The sequence below is a fragment of the Escherichia marmotae genome, assembly GCF_002900365.1.
Lineage (GTDB): Bacteria > Pseudomonadota > Gammaproteobacteria > Enterobacterales > Enterobacteriaceae > Escherichia > Escherichia marmotae.
Window position 1 is genome coordinate 4,002,013 of sequence record NZ_CP025979.1, and the last position, 19,617, is coordinate 4,021,629.

Sequence of the window (19,617 nt, forward strand, 5' to 3'; positions counted from 1 at the left end):
GAATAGCTACCGGGGATATTTTTATCATTCCGCATACATACGCAAGCAGCGCAGGCAATCAAAATAGTCTTGCGCATCAAGGCGTGTATTGGCTCTGTTAGCTTCGGATTTGGCGGCGTAGATCTGCGGGCGTAATGCTTTTATATCCTGCTCAAGCCGGGCGATTTTGGCATTTAATGTTTGTACATTACCCGCCAGTTGACTGACCTTTTGTTCATTGACGCAGCCACTTAGTAAGCTGGTCGCCAGAACAACAGCTCCCACGGTGAAAATCGTTTTCATATAGTGTTCCCTTTTATTTATTATTCCTATTCAACTCACTGCTTTAATCTGGCCGCAGTCTTCGCTTCAATCTGTTTAAGCAAACTTCCGCTATCCGGACGGATGAAATCTGCAATTTCCCACAGCCCTTCGCGCCGCTGTAAAACCAAATCCTGCTCTTCGCTGTTGCCATTGGTCAGCGCAATACGAACATGGATGCGGGCGGAATCAGCGGTTTTCTCCAGTACACGGATTTCATTAATGCGAGAAAATAGCGTTTCTTCGCCAAAACAGATCGGATTATCGTAAATAAATTGCCGCTCGATTTGCATATCTTCATCGGGGTTGCTGTCAGTTTTGAAGGTAGTTTTATAGAAGGCATTAACGGCCTGACGATAAGTGTCGGAAACAACCCACGTCCAGGGCCAGCTATAATCGGCAATATGCTCAAATAGTTCACTGACAAAAGCTTCTGGCTGTTCTTTTTGCAGCGATGCCAGCGTTGCCAGGATTTTTTCATTCTCGCTATTAACTGCCTGCCAGACGCTACCATGATTGCTGGCAATATCGTCAATGACCCAGCGATCATTTTCGGCCACCATTTTCAGCGTTTGCGTGGTCTTTTCTTTATCGTCTTTGAAGGCACGAAAGCGCACAACGGCATCCGCGTGGTCGGCGTCTATTTGGGTAATCGCTACGCTTTCTAACACCAGATCGCCAAAATCCTGACAGTCACAAATCGGATCGTAATCCAGCCAGCCAATATTGCCCGGTAGAGTGAGATTATCATTCAGGGTTAGCACCTTTTGTATGCGTTCAGATGTTATTGCCTGCTCTCCTGTTGCTCCGAAATAAGGCGCACTGGCATCCGATTTATAGTTTTGATAAATCAGGCGAACTGTTTGTTCAGCGGTTAGCGATGGTGATTGTGCCTGAGTCGTGAAGCTTGCAAAAACAGCCAAAAACAGAAGAAGTATTTGTCTCATCTGTTTTTTACCTCACCGTCGCGTTTATCCATATTGTAGATGCTTTGTTGCTTTAAGAGCTTCCAGCTCCGCATGATGATGTCCTTAAATGTGGCATTTCTGAACGGAGGAGAGTAACAACGGGCGGGAGGAGAGGGGAATAAATGATTTCTGAAAAGTCCGGTAGCGGAACATTACCGCCACCGGGAGAATTTGTGCGTTAGCCGCCGAACTGGTCGGGATCGGGACCGAGGCGTTTACCTTGATCGAGTTTCGCGATTTCACCAAGTTCGTCTTTGTCGAGACGGAAATCCCAGACATTAAAGTTTTCGGCAATGCGTGAAGGTGTGACTGATTTTGGGATCACCACCAGGCCGTTATCCAGATGCCAGCGGATGACAATCTGTGCTGGAGTTTTGCCGTATTTATCCGCCAGATCGCGAATGATTTTCTGGTCAAAGACACCTTTTCCGCCTTGCGCTAACGGGCTCCAGGATTCGGTCTGAATTTTGTGCGTAGCGTTCCAGGCGTGAAGCTGGCGTTGCTGCATCAGCGGATGAAGTTCGATCTGATTAATCACGGGGGGCACGCCAGTTTCATCAATCAGACGTTGCAAATGGTGGATCTGGAAGTTACAGACGCCGATGCTTTTGATTAACCCCTCTTTTTGCAGCTCGATCATTCCCTTCCATGCTTCGACATAATGGTCGATAGCGGGAACGGGCCAGTGCATTAAGTAGAGATCGATATAATCAAGCTGGAGTTTTTTCAGGCTGTCCAGCAGGGCTTCACGGGGACGCTTGTGGTCGTCGTTCCACAGTTTGGTAGTGATGAACAACTCTTCTCTGGCAAGTGCGGCATTTTTCAGTGCCTTGCCGACGCCTTCTTCGTTTTTATAGGCCGCGGCGGTATCAATCGAGCGATATCCCACTTCCAGGGCTTTTTGAATCGCGGTGATTACCTCCTCATTACTTGCTTGCCAGACGCCCAGTCCCAACTGGGGCATGACATTGCCATCCTGTAGCTTAATAACGGTTGGATTAGTCATATGTTCCTCCTTATATGAACTCACCAGAGCAGGCTCCGGTGAGGTGTTGTGAACTTAAGTCTGGACGAAATACCCAAAAACGAAAGTTTGAGGAGGAAAAAGCTTAACGGGCTGCTTCGTAAATGCGACGGCTGACATCCAGCGTAATATCATGATTTTCGCCCAGTTGGGTCATGCCGTGTTCTTCCAGCTTCTTCAGTAATGCCGGGATAGAACTGCCGTCCAGACCGTAGTCGGACAGGCGCGTCGGCACGCCTAATTGCTCGAAGAAGTTGCGGGTAGCGGCAATTGCGGCGTCAATACGCTCGTCATCGGAACCTTCGGTGATGTTCCAGACACGTTCAGCGTATTGCAGCAGTTTCGCGCGCTTGGTGTCGCGTTTTTCATTCCATAGCGCAGGCAGGACGATAGCCAGCGTTTGCGCGTGATCCAGGCCGTGCATAGCAGTCAGTTCGTGGCCCAGCATATGCGTTGCCCAGTCCTGCGGTACGCCCGCGCCAATCAAACCGTTCAGTGCCTGAGTCGCTGCCCACATGACGTTCGCGCGCACATCGTAGTTTTCTGGCTCTTTCAGGGCTTTCGGGCCATCTTCGAGAAGCGTCAGCAAAATACCTTCTGCGAAACGATCCTGAATTTTGGCATCAACCGGTTTGGTAACATACTGTTCTACGGTGTGTACAAAGGCGTCCACTACGCCATTAGCCACCTGGCGCGGCGGCAGGGTGTAGGTATAAACCGGATCGAGCACGGCAAATACCGGCTGAACGTGGGCAGAATGAAACGCCTGTTTGTCACCGGTGGTTTTGCGAGAGATCACCGCACCTGCGTTGGATTCTGAACCGGTCGCTGGCAGCGTCAGCACGCAGCCCATTGGGATGGCACTTTTAATCTCTTTACCACCCGTTTGCAGGATGTGCCACGGATCGACATTCTCAGGATAATTTGCTGCTGCGGCGATAAACTTGGTGCCGTCCAGTACGGAACCGCCACCAACCGCCAGCAGGAAAGTCACTTTCTGTTCGCGAACCAGTTTCACGGCGTTCATCAGCGTTTCATAAGTCGGGTTTGGTTCGATACCGCCAAACTCCAGCACGTCCATGCCTTTCAGGGAATCCAGTACTTGATCCAGAACGCCGGTTTTTTTAACGCTACCGCCGCCGTAAGTAATCAATATGCGGGCATCGTGAGGGATTTGCTCGCGTAAACCGGCGATAGCGCCTTTACCAAACAGAATGCGGGTTGGGGTATGCAGATTAAAGTTGTTCATTACTTGCTCTCTTTGCTGGGCCAATATGAGGGCAGAGATCAGTCTGCCTGATGTTTGTCATTGTGGTCGCCAGCGCCGTGGCTCTCAATGCTCATTTCTGCCAATGTCTTGCCTATTTCTCCAGAGTGCTGGAGAAATAGTACAAAATTGCGCACAATCAAATTGCCGCATTAATCCTAAGAAATTACACGATATGAAACGTGAAGAGATTTGCCGACTGCTGACGGATAAAATTAATAATCTGAAAAATAAAGAAAATAGTTTGTCAGAACTGTTGCCTGATGTGCGCTTGCTGTTTGGCGAGAATCCCGGGGCACGTACGCCGGTAATGTACGAGCCAGGCATCATAATTCTCTTTTCCGGGCATAAAATCGGTTATATCAATGAACGAGTGTTTCGTTATGATGCCAATGAATATCTGCTACTGACGGTGCCATTACCCTTTGAGTGCGAAACTTACGCTACGCCGGAGGTGCCATTAGCGGGCTTACGTCTCAATGTTGATATTTTGCAGTTACAGGAACTGTTGATGGACATTGGCGAGGATGAACATTTTCAACCGTCGATGGCAGCCAGCGGCATAAACTCCGCCACGCTGTCAGAAGAGATTTTATGTGCGGCGGAGCGGTTACTGGATGTGATGGAGCGACCGCTGGATGCGCGCATTCTCGGCAAGCAGATCATCCGCGAAATTCTTTACTACGTGCTGACCGGACCTTGCGGCGGAGCATTACTGGCGCTGGTCAGTCGCCAGACGCATTTCAGTCTGATTAGCCGCGTGCTGAAACGTATTGAGAATAAGTACACCGAAAATCTAAGCGTCGAGCAACTCGCGGCAGAAGCCAATATGAGTGTTTCTGCCTTCCATCATAATTTTAAATCTGTCACCAGCACCTCGCCTTTGCAGTATTTGAAGAACTACCGGCTGCATAAGGCGCGAATGATGATCATCCACGATGGCATGAAAGCCAGTGCGGCAGCGATGCGTGTAGGTTATGAAAGTGCATCACAGTTCAGCCGCGAATTTAAACGTTACTTCGGTGTGACGCCGGGTGAAGATGCAGCAAGAATGCGGGCGATGCAGGGGAGTTAAATGCGTTCCCGGCATTGCTGCCGGGAACAGAGGAAAATGTCAGGCGTTACCGTATTTTTTTTTAATTACCACAAACAGCGTGCCTAACAGGCCTGCGGTTAACAGGGCAATTGGCAGGATCATCAGAAACGTCATCACCTGATCTTCATGGCGTTTAACGAACGGGATCATGCTTAAGGCGTAACCAAAACTGGTCACCACGCTGACCCACAGCAGTCCACTTAGCCAGTTGAAAAACTGGAAGCGACGGTTTGGCAGACCGGAAATCCCCGCCATTGTTGGCAGCAGCGTGCGGACAAATGCGAGAAAACGCCCAGCCAGCAGAGCCAGCAAACCGTGGCGGTCAAACATACAGGTGGCGCGTTGATGATATTTAGCCGGAAGCTGCGCCAGCCAGCCTTTCACCGTTTTGGTATTACCTAACCAACGTCCCTGAATATAACTTAACCAGCAGCCCAGACTGGCTGCGGCAGTCAGAATCGCGATTGTTGGCAGAAAATCCATAACCCCCTGGGCAATCAGTGCGCCAGCCAGTATTAACAAGCTGTCGCCTGGCAAAAACGAGGCGGGCAACAGGCCGTTTTCTAAAAACAGCGTGGCAAACATGACAAAGTAAACAACGCTAACAATATGAGGGTCCGCCAGCGCGGCAAAGTCGTGTTGCCAGAGCGCAGCGATAATGTCTTGAATAACAGCCATGGACTTTCCTGTGGAACAGCGTTTAAGCCTTTATTTGCCTATTGTACTCCTGAATCGTCCGGGACGCCTTGATCCCGGACGCAACAATTTAAGACTAATCACAATTAAATGTCTGCAAAATTGTCCAAATTTGGCAATGTTACACAATTCGTGCAAAGCCCGCGTCCAGATCGGCAATCAGATCGTCGACGTTTTCCAGACCAATATGCAGGCGAATCAACGTGCCGCTGAAATCAATCTTTCCTTGTGGGCGGATGGCTGCGATATGTTCCGGCTGATTCGCAAGGATCAACGATTCATAGCCGCCCCACGAGTAGGCCATGCTAAATAAACTGAAGTTATCCAGATAGTTCGCCAGTTCTTCGTCGTTGAGTTTTTTCTTCAGCACAAAGGAAAATAGTCCGCTGCTACCTGTAAAGTCTCGTTTCCAGAACTCATGGCCTTTACTTTCCGGCAGAGCAGGGTGGTTAACCCGCTCAACCAGCGGATGCGCTGCCAGCCATTCCGCAACTTTCAGACTGCTTTCATGATGCTGGCGCAGACGCACACCTAAAGTGCGCAAGCCACGGCTGGTCATATAGGCGGTATCGGCATCGACCATCTGCCCCATCAGATAAGAGTTCTCCCGCAGTTGCTCCCAACAACGGGCATTGCACACCGCGGTGCCGATCATCGCATCTGAGTGACCCACAAGATATTTGGTGGCGGCCTGAATGGAAATATCGATACCAAAATCAAGGGCTTTGAACAGCACTCCGGCAGCCCAGGTGTTATCAATCATAATGATGGCGTCCGGCACCACGCTGCGCACGGCGGCGACAATCGCCGGAACATCATGCACTTCCATAGTGATGGAACCTGGCGATTCCAGAAACACCACTTTGGTATTTGGCTGCAGATGTTTAACGATATTCGCGCCAATCAGCGGATCAAACCACGATGTCGTTACGCCCAATTTGCTGAGGATTTTGCTACAAAAATCCTGACTCGGTTCGTAGGCTGTGTTGGTCATCAACACATGATCGCCTTGTTCGACAAACGCGAGAATGGAATTGGCAACGGCTGCCGCCCCGCAAGGAAACAGCACGCAGCCTGCGCCACCTTCCAGTTCACACATCGCTTCTTGCAATGAGAAGTGCGTTAACGTTCCGCGGCGGCCATAGAATAATTCACCATTGGCACGATTACGCGTCGCGTGTTTTTTTGCTTCCACACTATCAAAGACCAGCGAAGAGGCGCGCTGAATCACGCTATTTACCGCGCCAAGGGTATATTTTTTGCTGCGTCCTGCATTGACCAGTTGAGTATCAAGTTGTTTGTCTGCCATGTCGGGATTCCTGTTTTTATACGTCTGGATGTCTAAACTAGCATGAATAATAGTGGGCGCATCCTGAAGAATTGGCATAAAGCAGAAAATTTTCGCAAATGTTGTGCTGGTGGCTTTTTTACTGCGTAAACGCAAAGAAAAGAAAGCAAAGGTACGGCAGTATGCAAATAGTAATGAGAACGACTATCAATTCGACGTCGTTTTGATATTATTGTGCGCAGATTTTGTGACTTGCGTCCTGGAGATACACAGTGGGTAATAATTTAATGCAGACGGATCTTTCCGTCTGGGGTATGTATCAGCACGCCGATATTGTCGTTAAGTGCGTGATGATTGGGCTGATTCTGGCCTCCGTAGTCACCTGGGCAATCTTCTTCAGCAAGAGCGTTGAGTTCTTCAACCAGAAGCGTCGCCTGAAGCGTGAACAGCAACTGCTGGCTGAAGCTCGCTCCTTAAACCAGGCCAACGATATCGCCGCTGATTTTGGTAGCAAAAGCTTAAGTCTGCATTTGCTCAATGAAGCGCAGAACGAGCTGGAACTGTCAGAAGGCAGCGACGATAACGACGGTATTAAAGAGCGCACCAGTTTCCGCCTTGAACGTCGGGTCGCCGCAGTGGGGCGTCAAATGGGGCGCGGTAACGGCTACCTTGCAACCATCGGCGCGATTTCGCCGTTTGTGGGGCTGTTTGGTACAGTCTGGGGCATCATGAACAGCTTTATCGGTATTGCGCAAACGCAGACTACCAACCTGGCAGTTGTTGCACCGGGCATCGCAGAAGCGCTGCTGGCAACGGCAATCGGTCTGGTGGCAGCAATTCCGGCGGTTGTTATCTATAACGTATTCGCACGTCAGATTGGCGGCTTTAAAGCGATGCTGGGTGATGTCGCAGCGCAGGTGCTGTTGCTGCAAAGCCGTGATCTGGATCTGGAAGCCAGCGCCGCTGCGCATCCGGTTCGTGTCGCACAAAAATTACGCGCAGGATAATGTCCGATGGCAATGCATCTTAACGAAAACCTCGACGATAACGGCGAAATGCACGACATCAACGTGACGCCGTTTATCGACGTGATGTTGGTTCTGCTGATTATCTTTATGGTGGCGGCACCGTTAGCGACGGTAGATGTGAAGGTGAACTTGCCTGCTTCTACCAGCACGCCGCAGCCGCGCCCGGAAAAACCGGTTTATCTGTCGGTGAAGGCGGATAACTCGATGTTCATCGGTAACGATCCTGTCACCGATGAAACGATGGTTACGGCACTGAATGCGTTAACCGAAGGTAAGAAAGATACCACCATCTTCTTCCGCGCGGACAAAACCGTCGATTACGAGACGTTGATGAAGGTAATGGATACGCTGCATCAGGCGGGTTACCTGAAGATAGGTCTGGTTGGCGAAGAAACTGCCAAAGCGAAGTAACGCAGAATTGCCTGATGCGCTGCGCTTATCAGGCCTACAGACTCTATCGCAATATATTGAATTTGCATGAATTTGTAGGCCGGATAAGGCGTTCATGCCGCATCCGACATTCGGTGCTCAATGCCTGATGCGACGCTGGCGCGTCTTATCCGGCCTACAAAATCTATTGCAACGTTTTGAATTTTCATGAGTTTGCAGGCCTGATGAGGTGTTTTCGCCGCATCAGGCAAGAGTTAAAAGCACAATGATGCCCGGTCGCTTCTCACAACCGGGCATTTTTTCAGCCTAAATGCTCACCGCCGCACACGCCGTGCACTTCCGCAGTGACGTATCCCTTTCTCCGCGACCTGTTTCGCCAGACCACGGCTGTAGTTAAGAATCGCCGTTTTCGTTGCAGCATAATCCAGCAAGTGTGGGCTTGGCTGATACGCCTGGATTGACGAAGTGGTTATGATACCGGAGCCTTTCGGCAACAATGGAATCGCTTCCTGGTTAATAAGGTAACCAGGAAGATCCCTAAACGTCGGATTTATGCGACAAAGGATTAACGTATATGTTGATTGGCTGTTGCGTGCTGTTTACTCAATTACGATATACTGTTGCCCGTTTTAACTACACGACAGGAATGTATGGAACGTTTTCTTGAAAATGCAATGTATGCTTCTCGCTGGCTGCTTGCCCCCGTGTACTTTGGCCTTTCGCTGGCGCTGGTTGCCCTGGCGCTGAAGTTCTTTCAGGAGATTATTCACGTATTGCCGAATATCTTCTCGATAGCGGAATCTGATTTGATCCTCGTGTTACTGTCGCTGGTAGATATGACGCTGGTTGGCGGTTTGCTGGTGATGGTAATGTTTTCCGGTTATGAGAATTTTGTCTCGCAGTTAGATATCTCCGAGAACAAAGAGAAGCTGAACTGGCTGGGGAAAATGGATGCTACGTCGCTGAAAAATAAAGTGGCGGCGTCGATTGTGGCAATCTCTTCCATTCACTTACTGCGCGTCTTTATGGATGCGAAAAATGTCCCGGATAACAAACTGATGTGGTACGTCATTATCCATCTGACGTTTGTGCTCTCTGCATTTGTGATGGGCTATCTTGACCGACTCACCCGTCATAATCACTGATCTTATTCGGGCGCGGTTCTCGCGCCCGGTATTAACACGTTATTTATCGGAAGACGCCTGCCACAGATTTAGCTCGCCATCAGCGATATGTTGGTCAATCTGCGCCAGTTCTTCGGCACTAAACAGCAGATTATTTAGCGCCTGTACGTTCTCCTCCAGTTGCTCCGGACGGCTGGCACCAATCAATACCGACGTCACTCGATCATCTTTCAGCAACCAGCTTAATGCCATTTGAGCCATAGATTGACCACGCTGCTGTGCCATTTCATTTAATAAACGCAGACTGTTGAGGTTGGCGTTGGTAAGCATTTTCGGCGTCAGGCCGCGAACTTTGTGCCCTTCACGATGCATCCGAGAATCTTCAGGAATACCGTTGAGATATTTTCCGGTTAACAATCCCTGGGCGAGCGGAGTGAAGGCAATGCAGCCCACACCGTTATTTTCCAGGGTATCCAGCAGACCGCTTTTATCCACCCAGCGGTTCAGTAAATTGTACGAAGGTTGGTGAATTAGCAGCGGAATTTTCCACTCGTGTAGCAACTCGACCATTTTTTGCGTTCGCTCTGGCGAGTAAGACGATATCCCGACATACAGAGCCTTACCACTTTGCACCGCATGGGCCAGCGCTGACGCGGTTTCTTCCATCGGCGTATTTTCATCGACGCGATGAGAGTAAAAGATATCGACATACTCCAGCCCCATACGTTTCAGGCTTTGGTCGAGGCTGGCGAGCAGGTATTTACGCGACCCGCCAGAGCCATACGGGCCGGGCCACATATCGTAGCCAGCTTTGGTGGAGATGATTAACTCGTCACGATAAGCGGCAAAATCTTCCCGCAGCAGACGGCCAAAGTTCTCTTCCGCACTGCCAGGAGGCGGGCCGTAGTTGTTGGCTAAATCAAAGTGCGTAATGCCCAAATCAAAGGCTTTACGCAGGATCGCACGCTGTGACTCCAGCGCGTTGACGTGACCAAAATTGTGCCACAAACCGAGCGATAACGCGGGCAGGCGTAAACCGCTTTTTCCGCAATAGCGGTACTGCATCTGCTCGTAACGCTCGGGATTCGCTAACCAGACCATGACATCTCCTTTCCACTGTTCAATTTCGAAACGATGTTTCTAGTCTAGCGATTTGCCAGGGGAGATCCCGTAGCATCGCTCACAGTGTGACGAAAAACTGGGCAAAAACACGTGCTTATGCTTTGCTTAAAAAAACACCAGTTGAGGAGTGAAACGATGCCGCGTCTGACCGCTAAAGATTTCCCACAAGAGTTGCTGGACTACTACGACTATTACGCTCACGGGAAAATATCGAAACGTGAGTTCCTCAATATTGCGGCGAAGTATGCAGTGGGCGGGATGACGGCATTAGCATTGTTTGATTTGCTCAGGCCAAATTACGCATGGGCGACCCAGGTGGAGTTTACCGATCCGAATATTGTTGCGGAGTACATCACGTATCCTTCGCCAAATGGTCATGGTGAGGTGCGCGGCTATCTGGTGAAACCTGCGAAGATGAACAGCAAAACGCCAGCCGTAGTGGTGGTGCATGAGAATCGCGGGCTGAATCCGTATATCGAAGATGTGGCGCGGCGAGTGGCGAAGGCCGGATATATTGCCCTCGCTCCTGACGGTTTAAGTTCCGTTGGCGGCTATCCCGGGAACGATGACAAAGGCCGCGAGCTGCAACAGCAGGTCGATCCAACCAAACTGATGAATGACTTCTTTGCCGCGATTGAGTTTATGCAACGCTATCCGCAAGCCACTGGCAAGGTAGGTATAACCGGATTTTGCTATGGCGGTGGGGTATCGAACGCGGCAGCGGTGGCATATCCGGAACTGGCCTGCGCGGTGCCGTTTTATGGTCGCCAGGCTCTGGCCGCCGATGTGGCGAAAATTGAAGCGCCTTTACTGCTCCACTACGCCGAACTGGACACGCGAATTAACGAAGGCTGGCCCGCTTATGAGGCAGCGTTGAAAGCGAATAATAAGGTCTATGAGGCGTATATTTATCCGGGGGTTAATCACGGATTCCATAATGATTCCACTCCCCGTTATGACAAATCTGCCGCCGATCTTGCCTGGCAAAGAACGCTGAAATGGTTCGACAAATATCTCTCTTGATGCGTTTATCTCTTACTGGATAACGTCTTTCACATACAGGAAAAAATAGCGTGCGTAAAAGTCGTACTTTGCCTAAAATATCGCTATATAAATTCATATATATCGATTGGAGATAAATTATGAATAACCATTTTGGTAAAGGCTTAATGGCGGGATTAAAAGCAACACATGCCGACAGTGCGGTTAATGTGACGAAATTCTGCGCCGATTATAAACGCGGTTTTGTATTAGGCTACTCGCACCGGATGTATGAAAAGACCGGCGATCGTCAGCTTAGCGCCTGGGAAGCAGGCATTCTGACGCGGCGTTATGGGCTGGATAAAGAGATGGTAATGGATTTCTTTCGTGAGAATAATTCCTGTTCTACTTTGCGCTTTTTTATGGCTGGCTATCGCCTCGAAAATTGATCAAACATACGTATTATCTTGCTTTAATTAATTACACTAATGCTCCTTCCCCTTCGTTTTAGCGCCCCGCCGCAGTATCATGACAATGATAACCATAATAAATGTGTGGTAAATGGCGCATCGATCGCATTATCGATTTTGCGGTTGAGGCAAAATATATGCCAGGTCTTCGCAACGGAATAACTATAAATGACTGGAGATAACACCCTCATCCATTCTCACGGCATTAATCGCCGTGATTTCATGAAGCTTTGTGCAGCATTAGCCGCCACCATGGGGTTGAGTAGCAAAGCCGCCGCAGAGATGGCCGAATCGGTCACTAACCCGCAGCGCCCGCCGGTTATCTGGATTGGCGCGCAGGAATGTACTGGTTGTACGGAATCTCTGCTTCGTGCAACGCATCCAACGGTAGAAAACCTCGTGCTGGAGACTATCTCTCTGGAATATCACGAAGTGCTCTCCGCCGCTTTCGGCCATCAGGTTGAAGAGAACAAACATAACGCGCTCGAGAAATACAAAGGGCAGTATGTGTTGGTTGTGGATGGTTCCATCCCATTAAAAGATAACGGTATTTACTGCATGGTCGCCGGTGAGCCGATTGTGGATCACATCCGCAAAGCGGCAGAAGGTGCTGCCGCAATTATCGCTATCGGTTCCTGCTCCGCGTGGGGCGGTGTCGCCGCTGCTGGGGTTAACCCAACCGGTGCGGTCAGCCTGCAAGAAGTTCTGCCGGGCAAAACCGTTATCAACATTCCAGGCTGCCCGCCGAACCCGCACAACTTCCTTGCGACCGTTGCGCACATCATCACTTACGGTAAACCGCCGAAGCTGGATAACAAAAACCGTCCGACCTTCGCCTATGGGCGTCTGATTCACGAACATTGCGAACGTCGCCCGCACTTCGATGCTGGTCGTTTCGCCAAAGAGTTTGGTGATGATGGCCATCGCGAAGGCTGGTGCCTGTACCACCTCGGCTGTAAAGGGCCGGAAACTTACGGTAACTGCTCCACACTGCAATTCTGCGACGTTGGCGGTGTATGGCCGGTGGCGATTGGTCACCCGTGCTACGGCTGTAACGAAGAAGGTATCGGCTTCCATAAAGGCATCCATCAGCTTGCCAACGTCGAAAACCAGACGCCGCGTTCACAGAAACCGGACGTTAACGCTAAAGAGGGCGGCAACGTTTCTGCGGGCGCTATCGGTTTGCTTGGCGGTGTGGTTGGGCTGGTTGCCGGTGTCAGCGTGATGGCGGTGCGTGAACTGGGTCGTCAGCAAAAGAAAGATAACGCTGACTCACGGGGAGAATAACCGTGAACAGACGTAATTTTATTAAAGCAGCCTCCTGCGGGGCATTGCTGACGGGCGCATTGCCGTCTGTCAGCCATGCGGCTGCTGAAAACCGCCCGCCAATTCCGGGATCGCTGGGAATGTTGTATGACTCGACCTTGTGCGTAGGCTGCCAGGCTTGTGTGACTAAGTGTCAGGATATCAACTTCCCGGAACGTAACCCGCAAGGGGAACAGACGTGGTCGAACAACGACAAACTGTCGCCGTATACCAATAACATCATCCAGGTGTGGACCAGCGGCACTGGCGTCAACAAAGACCAGGAAGAGAATGGCTATGCGTACATTAAGAAGCAGTGTATGCACTGCGTCGATCCGAACTGTGTCTCCGTGTGCCCGGTTTCTGCGCTGAAAAAAGATCCGAAAACCGGCATTGTCCATTACGACAAAGACGTGTGCACCGGCTGCCGTTACTGCATGGTCGCCTGCCCGTACAATGTGCCGAAGTACGACTACAACAACCCGTTTGGTGCGCTGCATAAGTGTGAGCTGTGTAACCAGAAAGGTGTGGAGCGTCTCGATAAAGGCGGTCTACCTGGCTGCGTAGAAGTGTGTCCGGCGGGCGCGGTGATTTTTGGTACGCGTGAAGAGCTGATGGCTGAGGCGAAAAAACGCCTGGCGCTGAAGCCTGGCAGCGAATACCACTATCCGCGTCAAACGTTGAAATCTGGCGACACTTACCTGCACACAGTGCCGAAATATTATCCGCATCTGTACGGCGAGAAAGAGGGCGGCGGTACTCAGGTTCTGGTACTGACGGGGGTTCCTTATGAAAATCTCGACTTGCCGAAACTGGACGATCTTTCTACCGGCGCGCGTTCCGAAAATATTCAACACACCCTGTATAAAGGCATGATGCTACCACTGGCTGTGCTGGCGGGCTTAACCGTGCTGGTTCGTCGCAACACCAAAAACGACCATCACGACGGAGGAGACGATCATGAGTCATGATCCACAACCGCTGGGCGGCAAAATCATCAGTAAACCGGTCATGATTTTTGGACCGTTAATCGTCATTTGTATGCTCCTGATTGTGAAGCGTCTGGTGTTCGGTCTGGGCTCTGTCTCCGACCTGAATGGCGGCTTCCCATGGGGCGTGTGGATTGCGTTTGACCTGCTGATCGGCACCGGTTTCGCCTGTGGCGGCTGGGCGCTGGCGTGGGCGGTATACGTCTTTAACCGTGGACAATACCATCCGCTGGTGCGTCCGGCGCTGTTGGCAAGTTTGTTCGGTTACTCACTGGGTGGCTTGTCGATTACCATCGACGTCGGTCGTTACTGGAACCTGCCGTACTTCTATATTCCGGGTCACTTCAACGTGAACTCGGTACTGTTCGAGACGGCGGTTTGTATGACCATCTACATCGGTGTGATGGCTCTGGAGTTTGCTCCTGCATTGTTTGAACGTCTGGGCTGGAAGGTATCGCTCAAGCGTTTGAACAAGGTGATGTTCTTTATCATCGCGCTTGGCGCGCTGCTGCCGACTATGCACCAGTCTTCCATGGGATCACTGATGATCTCGGCGGGCTACAAAGTGCATCCGCTGTGGCAGAGCTATGAAATGTTGCCGCTGTTCTCGCTGCTGACGGCGTTCATCATGGGCTTCTCGATAGTCATCTTTGAAGGTTCGTTGGTGCAGGCGGGTCTGCGTGGCAACGGGCCGGATGAGAAGAGCCTGTTCGTCAAGTTGACCAACACCATCAGCGTGCTGCTGGCGATTTTCATCGTGCTGCGCTTTGGCGAGTTAATCTATCGCGACAAGCTGTCGTTAGCGTTTGCCGGTGACTTCTACTCCGTCATATTCTGGATTGAAGTCCTGCTGATGCTCTTCCCGCTGGTCGTTCTGCGTGTGGCGAAGCTGCGTAATGATTCACGTATGCTGTTCCTGTCGGCACTGAGCGCACTGTTAGGTTGTGCAACCTGGCGTCTGACCTATTCGCTGGTGGCATTCAACCCTGGCGGCGGTTACGCCTACTTCCCGACGTGGGAAGAACTGTTGATTTCTATTGGTTTTGTGGCTATTGAGATTTGCGCTTACATCGTACTCATTCGTCTACTGCCGATACTTCCTCCTTTAAAACAAAACGATCATAATCGTCATGAGGCGAGCAAAGCATGAGCCAGAGAATTACTATTGATCCGGTAACCCGTATTGAAGGGCATTTACGCATCGATTGCGAAATCGAAAATGGCGTCGTTTCGAAAGCATGGGCTTCCGGAACCATGTGGCGCGGCATGGAAGAGATCGTGAAAAACCGCGATCCGCGCGATGCCTGGATGATTGTGCAACGTATCTGTGGCGTATGTACCACCACTCACGCGCTCTCTTCTGTTCGTGCGGCAGAGAGTGCGCTGAACATTGACGTTCCGGTTAACGCGCAATACATCCGTAACATTATTCTGGCTGCGCATACCACGCATGACCATATCGTCCATTTCTATCAGCTCTCTGCGCTGGACTGGGTGGACATCACTTCTGCACTGCAAGCTGATCCGACTAAAGCTTCTGAAATGTTGAAAGGTGTTTCGACCTGGCACCTGAACAGCCCGGAAGAGTTCACCAAAGTTCAGAACAAGATCAAAGATCTGGTTGCCAGCGGTCAGTTGGGTATTTTCGCCAATGGCTACTGGGGGCACCCGGCGATGAAACTGCCGCCGGAAGTGAACCTGATTGCGGTAGCGCACTACTTACAGGCGCTGGAGTGCCAGCGTGACGCAAACCGAGTGGTGGCGCTGCTGGGCGGTAAAACGCCGCACATTCAGAACCTGGCGGTAGGTGGGGTCGCTAACCCGATCAACCTCGACGGTCTGGGCGTACTGAACCTTGAGCGCCTGATGTACATCAAGTCCTTCATCGACAAGCTGAGCGACTTTGTTGAGCAGGTTTATAAGGTTGATACTGCCGTTATCGCGGCGTTTTATCCGGAATGGCTGGAGCGCGGTAAAGGTGCGGTGAACTACCTGAGTGTGCCGGAATTCCCGACCGACAGCAAAAACGGTAGCTTCCTGTTCCCTGGCGGATATATCGAAAACGCGGATTTGTCCTCGTATCGTCCGATTACTTCCCATTCCGATGAATACCTGATCAAAGGGATTCAGGAAAGCGCGAAACACTCCTGGTATAAAGACGAAGCACCGCAGGCACCGTGGGAAGGCACAACCATTCCGGCTTACGACGGTTGGTCTGACGACGGTAAATACTCCTGGGTGAAATCACCGACTTTCTACGGCAAAACGGTAGAAGTGGGTCCGCTGGCAAACATGCTGGTGAAACTGGCGGCAGGACGCGAGTCTACCCAGAACAAACTGAATGAAATCGTTGCGATTTATCAGAAACTGACGGGCAACACGCTGGAAGTGGCGCAACTGCACTCCACGCTGGGGCGTATTATTGGTCGTACCGTTCACTGCTGCGAATTGCAGGATATCCTGCAAAATCAATACAGTGCACTGATCACTAATATCGGCAAAGGCGACCACACCACGTTCGTGAAGCCGAACATTCCAGCAACGGGCGAGTTCAAAGGCGTTGGCTTCCTCGAAGCGCCGCGCGGTATGCTCTCCCATTGGATGGTGATTAAAGACGGCATCATCAGCAACTACCAGGCGGTCGTTCCATCCACCTGGAACTCTGGCCCGCGTAACTTCAATGATGACGTCGGTCCGTATGAACAGTCGCTGGTGGGTACACCGATTGCCGATCCGAATAAACCGCTGGAAGTGGTGCGTACCATTCACTCCTTCGACCCGTGCATGGCCTGTGCGGTTCACGTAGTGGATGCCGACGGCAACGAAGTGGTTTCAGTGAAGGTTCTGTAATGCGTATTTTAGTCTTAGGGGTCGGCAATATTTTGCTGACCGATGAAGCCATCGGCGTGCGGATTGTTGAAGCGTTAGAGCAACGATGCATTCTGCCGGATTATGTTGAGATCCTCGATGGCGGCACGGCGGGAATGGAACTGCTTGGCGACATGGCAAATCGCGATCATCTGATCATTGCCGATGCCATTGTGTCGAAAAAGAACGCGCCGGGAACGATGATGATCCTGCGGGACGAAGAAGTTCCGGCGTTGTTTACCAACAAAATCTCTCCGCATCAGCTTGGCCTGGCCGACGTATTGTCGGCCCTGCGCTTCACCGGCGAGTTTCCGAAAAAGCTGACTCTGGTCGGCGTGATCCCGGAATCGCTGGAGCCGCACATCGGTTTAACGCCGACGGTCGAAGCAATGATTGAACCTGCGCTTGAGCAGGTTCTGGCTGCGCTGCGCGAATCAGGCGTGGAAGCCATCCCGCGGGAGGCAGCACATGACTGAGGAGATTGCTGGTTTCCAGACCTCCCCAAAGGCGCAAGTACAGGCAGCGTTTGAAGAAATTGCCCGGCGTTCGATGCACGACCTCTCGTTTCTGCATCCTTCCATGCCGGTGTATGTTTCCGATTTTACGCTGTTCGAAGGTCAGTGGACGGGGTGTGTGATCACCCCGTGGATGCTGAGTGCAGTGATCTTCCCCGGCCCGGATCAACTCTGGCCGCTGCGCAAAGTGAGTGAGAAGATCGGTCTGCAACTGCCTTATGGCACTATGACCTTTACCGTTGGCGAACTGGACGGTGTTTCGCAATACCTCTCTTGCTCGCTGATGTCGCCGCTTTCGCACAGCATGTCGATTGAAGAGGGCAAACGCCTGACGGATGACTGCGCGCGAATGATTCTTTCGCTGCCAGTCACGAATCCGGATGTGCCACACGCAGGGCGTCGCGCCCTGCTGTTTGGCCGCAGGAGTGATGAAAATGCATGAGTTGTCGCTTTGCCAGAGCGCCGTTGAAATTATCCAACGGCAGGCGGAGCAGCACGATGTTAAGCGCGTCACCGCCGTGTGGCTGGAAATTGGCGCGCTCTCCTGCGTTGAGGAGAGCGCGGTTCGTTTTAGTTTTGAAATTGTCTGCCAGGGAACGGTGGCGCAAGGGTGCGATTTACATATCGTCTATAAACCCGCCCAGGCCTGGTGCTGGGATTGCAGCCAGGTAGTGGAGATTCATCAGCACGATGCGCAGTGTCCGCTCTGTCATGGCGAGCGGTTGCGTGTCGATACCGGCGATTCGCTGATCGTCAAAAGTATTGAAGTTGAATAACCGGAGTTAACAATGTGTATTGGCGTTCCTGGCCAGGTGCTGGCCGTCGGTGAAGATATTCACCAACTTGCGCAGGTTGAAGTTTGTGGCATCAAGCGCGACGTGAATATCGCCCTGATTTGCGAAGGCAATCCGGCTGATTTGCTGGGCCAGTGGGTGCTGGTGCACGTCGGGTTTGCCATGAGCATCATTGATGAAGATGAAGCCAAAGCCACATTAGACGCGCTGCGCAATATGGATTACGACATTACCAGCGCGTGATAATTAAAGTCGGATGCTTTCGTAGGCCTGATAAGACGCGCGAGCGTCGCATCAGGCATTGTGCCTGATTGCCTGATTGCCTGATTGCCGGATGCGGCGTGAACGCCTTATCCGGCCTACATCGGTCTGGAGGGCTTGCTGCGACGAACGCTAACCATTACCCCTGACGCTTATCTTCTGTATTTGTCTCGAAATCACTGGCGTCATGGCGCTCATGCAACTGCTCATTCAGCGGTCCGTTGGTGCGGTTAACAATACGCCCACGCTTCACCGCCGGACGTTCACCCACTTCTTTCGCCCAGCGTTGCACGTGTTTATAACTACCCGCATCAAGAAACTCTGCGGCATCATACACGCCGCCTAACACCACGTTGCCAAACCACGGCCAGATTGCCATATCAGCAATGGTGTACTCATCGCCCGCCACAAACTTATGCTGCGCCAGTTGCTTATCCAGCACGTCGAGCAGACGCTTGGCTTCCATAGTAAAGCGGTTAATGGCGTACTCAATTTTCACCGGCGCGTAATGGTAAAAGTGACCAAAACCACCACCGAGGAACGGCGCAGCACCCTGTAACCAGAACAGCCAGTTCAACGTTTCAGTGCGCTTCGCCAGATCCTGCGGCAGGAAGTAGCCAAATTTCTCCGCCAGATAAAGCAGAATCGAACCTGACTCAAACACGCGGATCGGCGGATTATGCGTATGATCGCGCAGTGCCGGGATTTTCGAGTTCGGGTTCACTTCGACAAAACCGCTGGAGAATTGATCGCCATCGCCAATGCGAATCAGCCAGGCATCGTACTCTGCGCCGGTGACGCCCAGCGCCAGCAGCTCTTCGAGCATAATCGTTACTTTCTGACCGTTTGGCGTACCCAGCGAATAAAGTTGCAACGGGTGCTTGCCAACAGGCAGCGTTTTTTCATGCGTCGGACCAGAAACCGGGCGATTGATATTGGCGAACGCGCCGCCAGCAGATTTATCCCACGTCCAGACTTTCGCGGGCTGATAAATATTGTCTGTCATACTGAATTGCCTTCTGAGTGGTAGTGTTGAAGCAGTGTAGCAGCTCGCTTGCTGTACAGATTGTGAATTTTTTAACCCTTTGCACCAGCCGCTGCGTTGAGGTGTATGATAAGTCAGACCTCTGT

At 51.4% G+C, this 19,617-nt stretch carries 22 protein-coding genes and 1 pseudogene; 14 read left to right on the top strand and 9 right to left on the bottom strand.

Annotated features, from left to right (window positions below; all coding sequences use genetic code 11):
- Positions 1 to 24: 24 nt before the first annotated feature.
- From yqhH to yqhD, 4 genes are all read right to left on the bottom strand, one after another.
- Complete coding sequence (gene yqhH / locus C1192_RS20440) at positions 25 to 282, bottom strand: lipoprotein YqhH (protein ID WP_001517105.1); 258 nt, start codon at positions 280 to 282, stop codon at positions 25 to 27.
- Positions 283 to 317: 35 nt separating this feature from the next.
- On the bottom strand, positions 318 to 1,247 hold the full coding sequence (locus C1192_RS20445; RefSeq protein ID WP_016249217.1) for a YqhG/Tai3 family protein: 930 nt from the start codon (positions 1,245 to 1,247) through the stop codon (positions 318 to 320).
- Between the two features lie 199 nt (positions 1,248 to 1,446).
- The gene (gene dkgA / locus C1192_RS20450; protein WP_000184343.1) at positions 1,447 to 2,274 is read right to left on the bottom strand and encodes a 2,5-didehydrogluconate reductase DkgA; all 828 of its coding nucleotides are present in this window, start codon (positions 2,272 to 2,274) and stop codon (positions 1,447 to 1,449) included.
- 103 nt (positions 2,275 to 2,377) lie between these two features.
- Positions 2,378 to 3,541, bottom strand: coding sequence for an alcohol dehydrogenase (yqhD, locus tag C1192_RS20455; RefSeq protein WP_001058791.1), 1,164 nt, complete (start codon positions 3,539 to 3,541; stop codon positions 2,378 to 2,380).
- 193 nt (positions 3,542 to 3,734) lie between these two features.
- On the opposite strand from yqhD, the gene yqhC reads away from it, so the two are divergent.
- Positions 3,735 to 4,634, top strand: coding sequence for a DNA-binding transcriptional regulator YqhC (gene yqhC / locus C1192_RS20460; RefSeq protein ID WP_016249216.1), 900 nt, complete (start codon positions 3,735 to 3,737; stop codon positions 4,632 to 4,634).
- Between the two features lie 39 nt (positions 4,635 to 4,673).
- On the opposite strand, the gene yghB is transcribed toward yqhC, so the two are convergent.
- Together yghB and metC are read right to left on the bottom strand one after the other, a co-directional pair.
- Positions 4,674 to 5,333 (bottom strand): DedA family general envelope maintenance protein YghB, encoded by a 660-nt coding sequence (gene yghB, locus C1192_RS20465; RefSeq protein WP_000268420.1) that lies wholly within the window; start codon positions 5,331 to 5,333, stop codon positions 4,674 to 4,676.
- A gap of 139 nt (positions 5,334 to 5,472) precedes the next feature.
- Complete coding sequence (metC, locus tag C1192_RS20470; RefSeq protein WP_038354410.1) at positions 5,473 to 6,660, bottom strand: cystathionine beta-lyase; 1,188 nt, start codon at positions 6,658 to 6,660, stop codon at positions 5,473 to 5,475.
- Positions 6,661 to 6,911: 251 nt separating this feature from the next.
- Between metC and exbB the strand changes: the two genes are divergently transcribed.
- Together exbB and exbD are read left to right on the top strand one after the other, a co-directional pair.
- Positions 6,912 to 7,646 (top strand): tol-pal system-associated acyl-CoA thioesterase, encoded by a 735-nt coding sequence (exbB, locus tag C1192_RS20480; protein WP_000527841.1) that lies wholly within the window; start codon positions 6,912 to 6,914, stop codon positions 7,644 to 7,646.
- Between the two features lie 6 nt (positions 7,647 to 7,652).
- Entirely contained in the window at positions 7,653 to 8,078 is a 426-nt protein-coding gene (gene exbD / locus C1192_RS20485; protein WP_001240714.1) for a TonB system transport protein ExbD, read from the top strand.
- A gap of 326 nt (positions 8,079 to 8,404) precedes the next feature.
- On the opposite strand, the pseudogene C1192_RS20490 reads toward exbD, so the two are convergent.
- Positions 8,405 to 8,581 (bottom strand): annotated as a pseudogene (locus C1192_RS20490) (SDR family oxidoreductase); the annotation flags it as partial.
- A 126-nt stretch (positions 8,582 to 8,707) separates the two neighbouring features.
- Between C1192_RS20490 and C1192_RS20495 the strand changes: the two are divergent.
- A complete protein-coding gene (locus C1192_RS20495; protein WP_001517102.1) occupies positions 8,708 to 9,202 on the top strand; it encodes a TIGR00645 family protein in 495 nt (164 codons plus the stop codon).
- A 39-nt stretch (positions 9,203 to 9,241) separates the two neighbouring features.
- Here the strand turns inward: C1192_RS20495 and gpr are convergent, their stop codons facing one another.
- A complete protein-coding gene (gene gpr / locus C1192_RS20500) occupies positions 9,242 to 10,282 on the bottom strand; it encodes an L-glyceraldehyde 3-phosphate reductase (protein WP_000262134.1) in 1,041 nt (346 codons plus the stop codon).
- A 156-nt stretch (positions 10,283 to 10,438) separates the two neighbouring features.
- Between gpr and yghX the strand changes: the two genes are divergently transcribed.
- The 10 genes from yghX (at position 10,439) to hybG (ending at position 18,468) form a co-directional block, all read left to right on the top strand.
- Positions 10,439 to 11,326 (top strand): YghX family hydrolase, encoded by an 888-nt coding sequence (gene yghX, locus C1192_RS20505; RefSeq protein ID WP_038354411.1) that lies wholly within the window; start codon positions 10,439 to 10,441, stop codon positions 11,324 to 11,326.
- Positions 11,327 to 11,445: 119 nt separating this feature from the next.
- Complete coding sequence (yghW, locus tag C1192_RS20510) at positions 11,446 to 11,733, top strand: DUF2623 family protein YghW (protein ID WP_001059136.1); 288 nt, start codon at positions 11,446 to 11,448, stop codon at positions 11,731 to 11,733.
- Positions 11,734 to 11,922: 189 nt separating this feature from the next.
- Positions 11,923 to 13,041: a hydrogenase 2 small subunit gene (gene hybO / locus C1192_RS20520; protein ID WP_000145417.1), complete on the top strand. Its 1,119-nt coding sequence runs from the start codon at positions 11,923 to 11,925 to the stop codon at positions 13,039 to 13,041.
- A 2-nt stretch (positions 13,042 to 13,043) separates the two neighbouring features.
- The gene (hybA, locus tag C1192_RS20525) at positions 13,044 to 14,030 is read left to right on the top strand and encodes a hydrogenase 2 operon protein HybA (RefSeq protein ID WP_001081870.1); all 987 of its coding nucleotides are present in this window, start codon (positions 13,044 to 13,046) and stop codon (positions 14,028 to 14,030) included.
- Complete coding sequence (gene hybB / locus C1192_RS20530) at positions 14,020 to 15,198, top strand: Ni/Fe-hydrogenase cytochrome b subunit (protein ID WP_016249212.1); 1,179 nt, start codon at positions 14,020 to 14,022, stop codon at positions 15,196 to 15,198. The genes hybA and hybB overlap by 11 nt, the downstream gene beginning before the upstream one ends.
- Positions 15,195 to 16,898: a hydrogenase 2 large subunit gene (gene hybC, locus C1192_RS20535; RefSeq protein ID WP_000083056.1), complete on the top strand. Its 1,704-nt coding sequence runs from the start codon at positions 15,195 to 15,197 to the stop codon at positions 16,896 to 16,898. The genes hybB and hybC overlap by 4 nt, the downstream gene beginning before the upstream one ends.
- Positions 16,898 to 17,392, top strand: coding sequence for a HyaD/HybD family hydrogenase maturation endopeptidase (locus C1192_RS20540; protein ID WP_038354412.1), 495 nt, complete (start codon positions 16,898 to 16,900; stop codon positions 17,390 to 17,392). Before hybC ends, C1192_RS20540 begins: the two co-directional genes overlap by 1 nt.
- Complete coding sequence (gene hybE / locus C1192_RS20545; protein ID WP_000134011.1) at positions 17,385 to 17,873, top strand: hydrogenase-2 assembly chaperone; 489 nt, start codon at positions 17,385 to 17,387, stop codon at positions 17,871 to 17,873. The genes C1192_RS20540 and hybE overlap by 8 nt, the downstream gene beginning before the upstream one ends.
- A complete protein-coding gene (gene hypA / locus C1192_RS20550; RefSeq protein ID WP_000544957.1) occupies positions 17,866 to 18,207 on the top strand; it encodes a hydrogenase maturation nickel metallochaperone HypA in 342 nt (113 codons plus the stop codon). The genes hybE and hypA overlap by 8 nt, the downstream gene beginning before the upstream one ends.
- A gap of 12 nt (positions 18,208 to 18,219) precedes the next feature.
- Entirely contained in the window at positions 18,220 to 18,468 is a 249-nt protein-coding gene (hybG, locus tag C1192_RS20555; RefSeq protein WP_000334894.1) for a hydrogenase maturation factor HybG, read from the top strand.
- A 157-nt stretch (positions 18,469 to 18,625) separates the two neighbouring features.
- Here hybG and yghU read toward each other — a convergent pair whose 3' ends face one another.
- Complete coding sequence (gene yghU / locus C1192_RS20560; protein ID WP_038354413.1) at positions 18,626 to 19,492, bottom strand: glutathione-dependent disulfide-bond oxidoreductase; 867 nt, start codon at positions 19,490 to 19,492, stop codon at positions 18,626 to 18,628.
- Positions 19,493 to 19,617 lie beyond the last annotated feature (125 nt).

Excerpts from the sequence above, each read along its gene's own strand:
- hybO (WP_000145417.1), top strand. The coding sequence starts at position 11,923 with ATGACTGGAGATAACACCCTCATCCATTCTCACGGCATTAATCGCCGT.
- hybB (WP_016249212.1), top strand. The coding sequence starts at position 14,020 with ATGAGTCATGATCCACAACCGCTGGGCGGCAAAATCATCAGTAAACCG.
- yghX (WP_038354411.1), top strand. The coding sequence starts at position 10,439 with ATGCCGCGTCTGACCGCTAAAGATTTCCCACAAGAGTTGCTGGACTAC.
- yqhD (WP_001058791.1), bottom strand. The coding sequence starts at position 3,541 with ATGAACAACTTTAATCTGCATACCCCAACCCGCATTCTGTTTGGTAAA.
- yqhC (WP_016249216.1), top strand. The coding sequence starts at position 3,735 with ATGAAACGTGAAGAGATTTGCCGACTGCTGACGGATAAAATTAATAAT.
- C1192_RS20445 (WP_016249217.1), bottom strand. The coding sequence starts at position 1,247 with ATGAGACAAATACTTCTTCTGTTTTTGGCTGTTTTTGCAAGCTTCACG.
- yghU (WP_038354413.1), bottom strand. The coding sequence starts at position 19,492 with ATGACAGACAATATTTATCAGCCCGCGAAAGTCTGGACGTGGGATAAA.
- exbD (WP_001240714.1), top strand. The coding sequence starts at position 7,653 with ATGGCAATGCATCTTAACGAAAACCTCGACGATAACGGCGAAATGCAC.
- hybC (WP_000083056.1), top strand. The coding sequence starts at position 15,195 with ATGAGCCAGAGAATTACTATTGATCCGGTAACCCGTATTGAAGGGCAT.
- C1192_RS20540 (WP_038354412.1), top strand. The coding sequence starts at position 16,898 with ATGCGTATTTTAGTCTTAGGGGTCGGCAATATTTTGCTGACCGATGAA.
- metC (WP_038354410.1), bottom strand. The coding sequence starts at position 6,660 with ATGGCAGACAAACAACTTGATACTCAACTGGTCAATGCAGGACGCAGC.
- hybG (WP_000334894.1), top strand. The coding sequence starts at position 18,220 with ATGTGTATTGGCGTTCCTGGCCAGGTGCTGGCCGTCGGTGAAGATATT.
- yghW (WP_001059136.1), top strand. The coding sequence starts at position 11,446 with ATGAATAACCATTTTGGTAAAGGCTTAATGGCGGGATTAAAAGCAACA.
- dkgA (WP_000184343.1), bottom strand. The coding sequence starts at position 2,274 with ATGACTAATCCAACCGTTATTAAGCTACAGGATGGCAATGTCATGCCC.
- hypA (WP_000544957.1), top strand. The coding sequence starts at position 17,866 with ATGCATGAGTTGTCGCTTTGCCAGAGCGCCGTTGAAATTATCCAACGG.
- yqhH (WP_001517105.1), bottom strand. The coding sequence starts at position 282 with ATGAAAACGATTTTCACCGTGGGAGCTGTTGTTCTGGCGACCAGCTTA.
- yghB (WP_000268420.1), bottom strand. The coding sequence starts at position 5,333 with ATGGCTGTTATTCAAGACATTATCGCTGCGCTCTGGCAACACGACTTT.
- C1192_RS20495 (WP_001517102.1), top strand. The coding sequence starts at position 8,708 with ATGGAACGTTTTCTTGAAAATGCAATGTATGCTTCTCGCTGGCTGCTT.
- hybE (WP_000134011.1), top strand. The coding sequence starts at position 17,385 with ATGACTGAGGAGATTGCTGGTTTCCAGACCTCCCCAAAGGCGCAAGTA.
- gpr (WP_000262134.1), bottom strand. The coding sequence starts at position 10,282 with ATGGTCTGGTTAGCGAATCCCGAGCGTTACGAGCAGATGCAGTACCGC.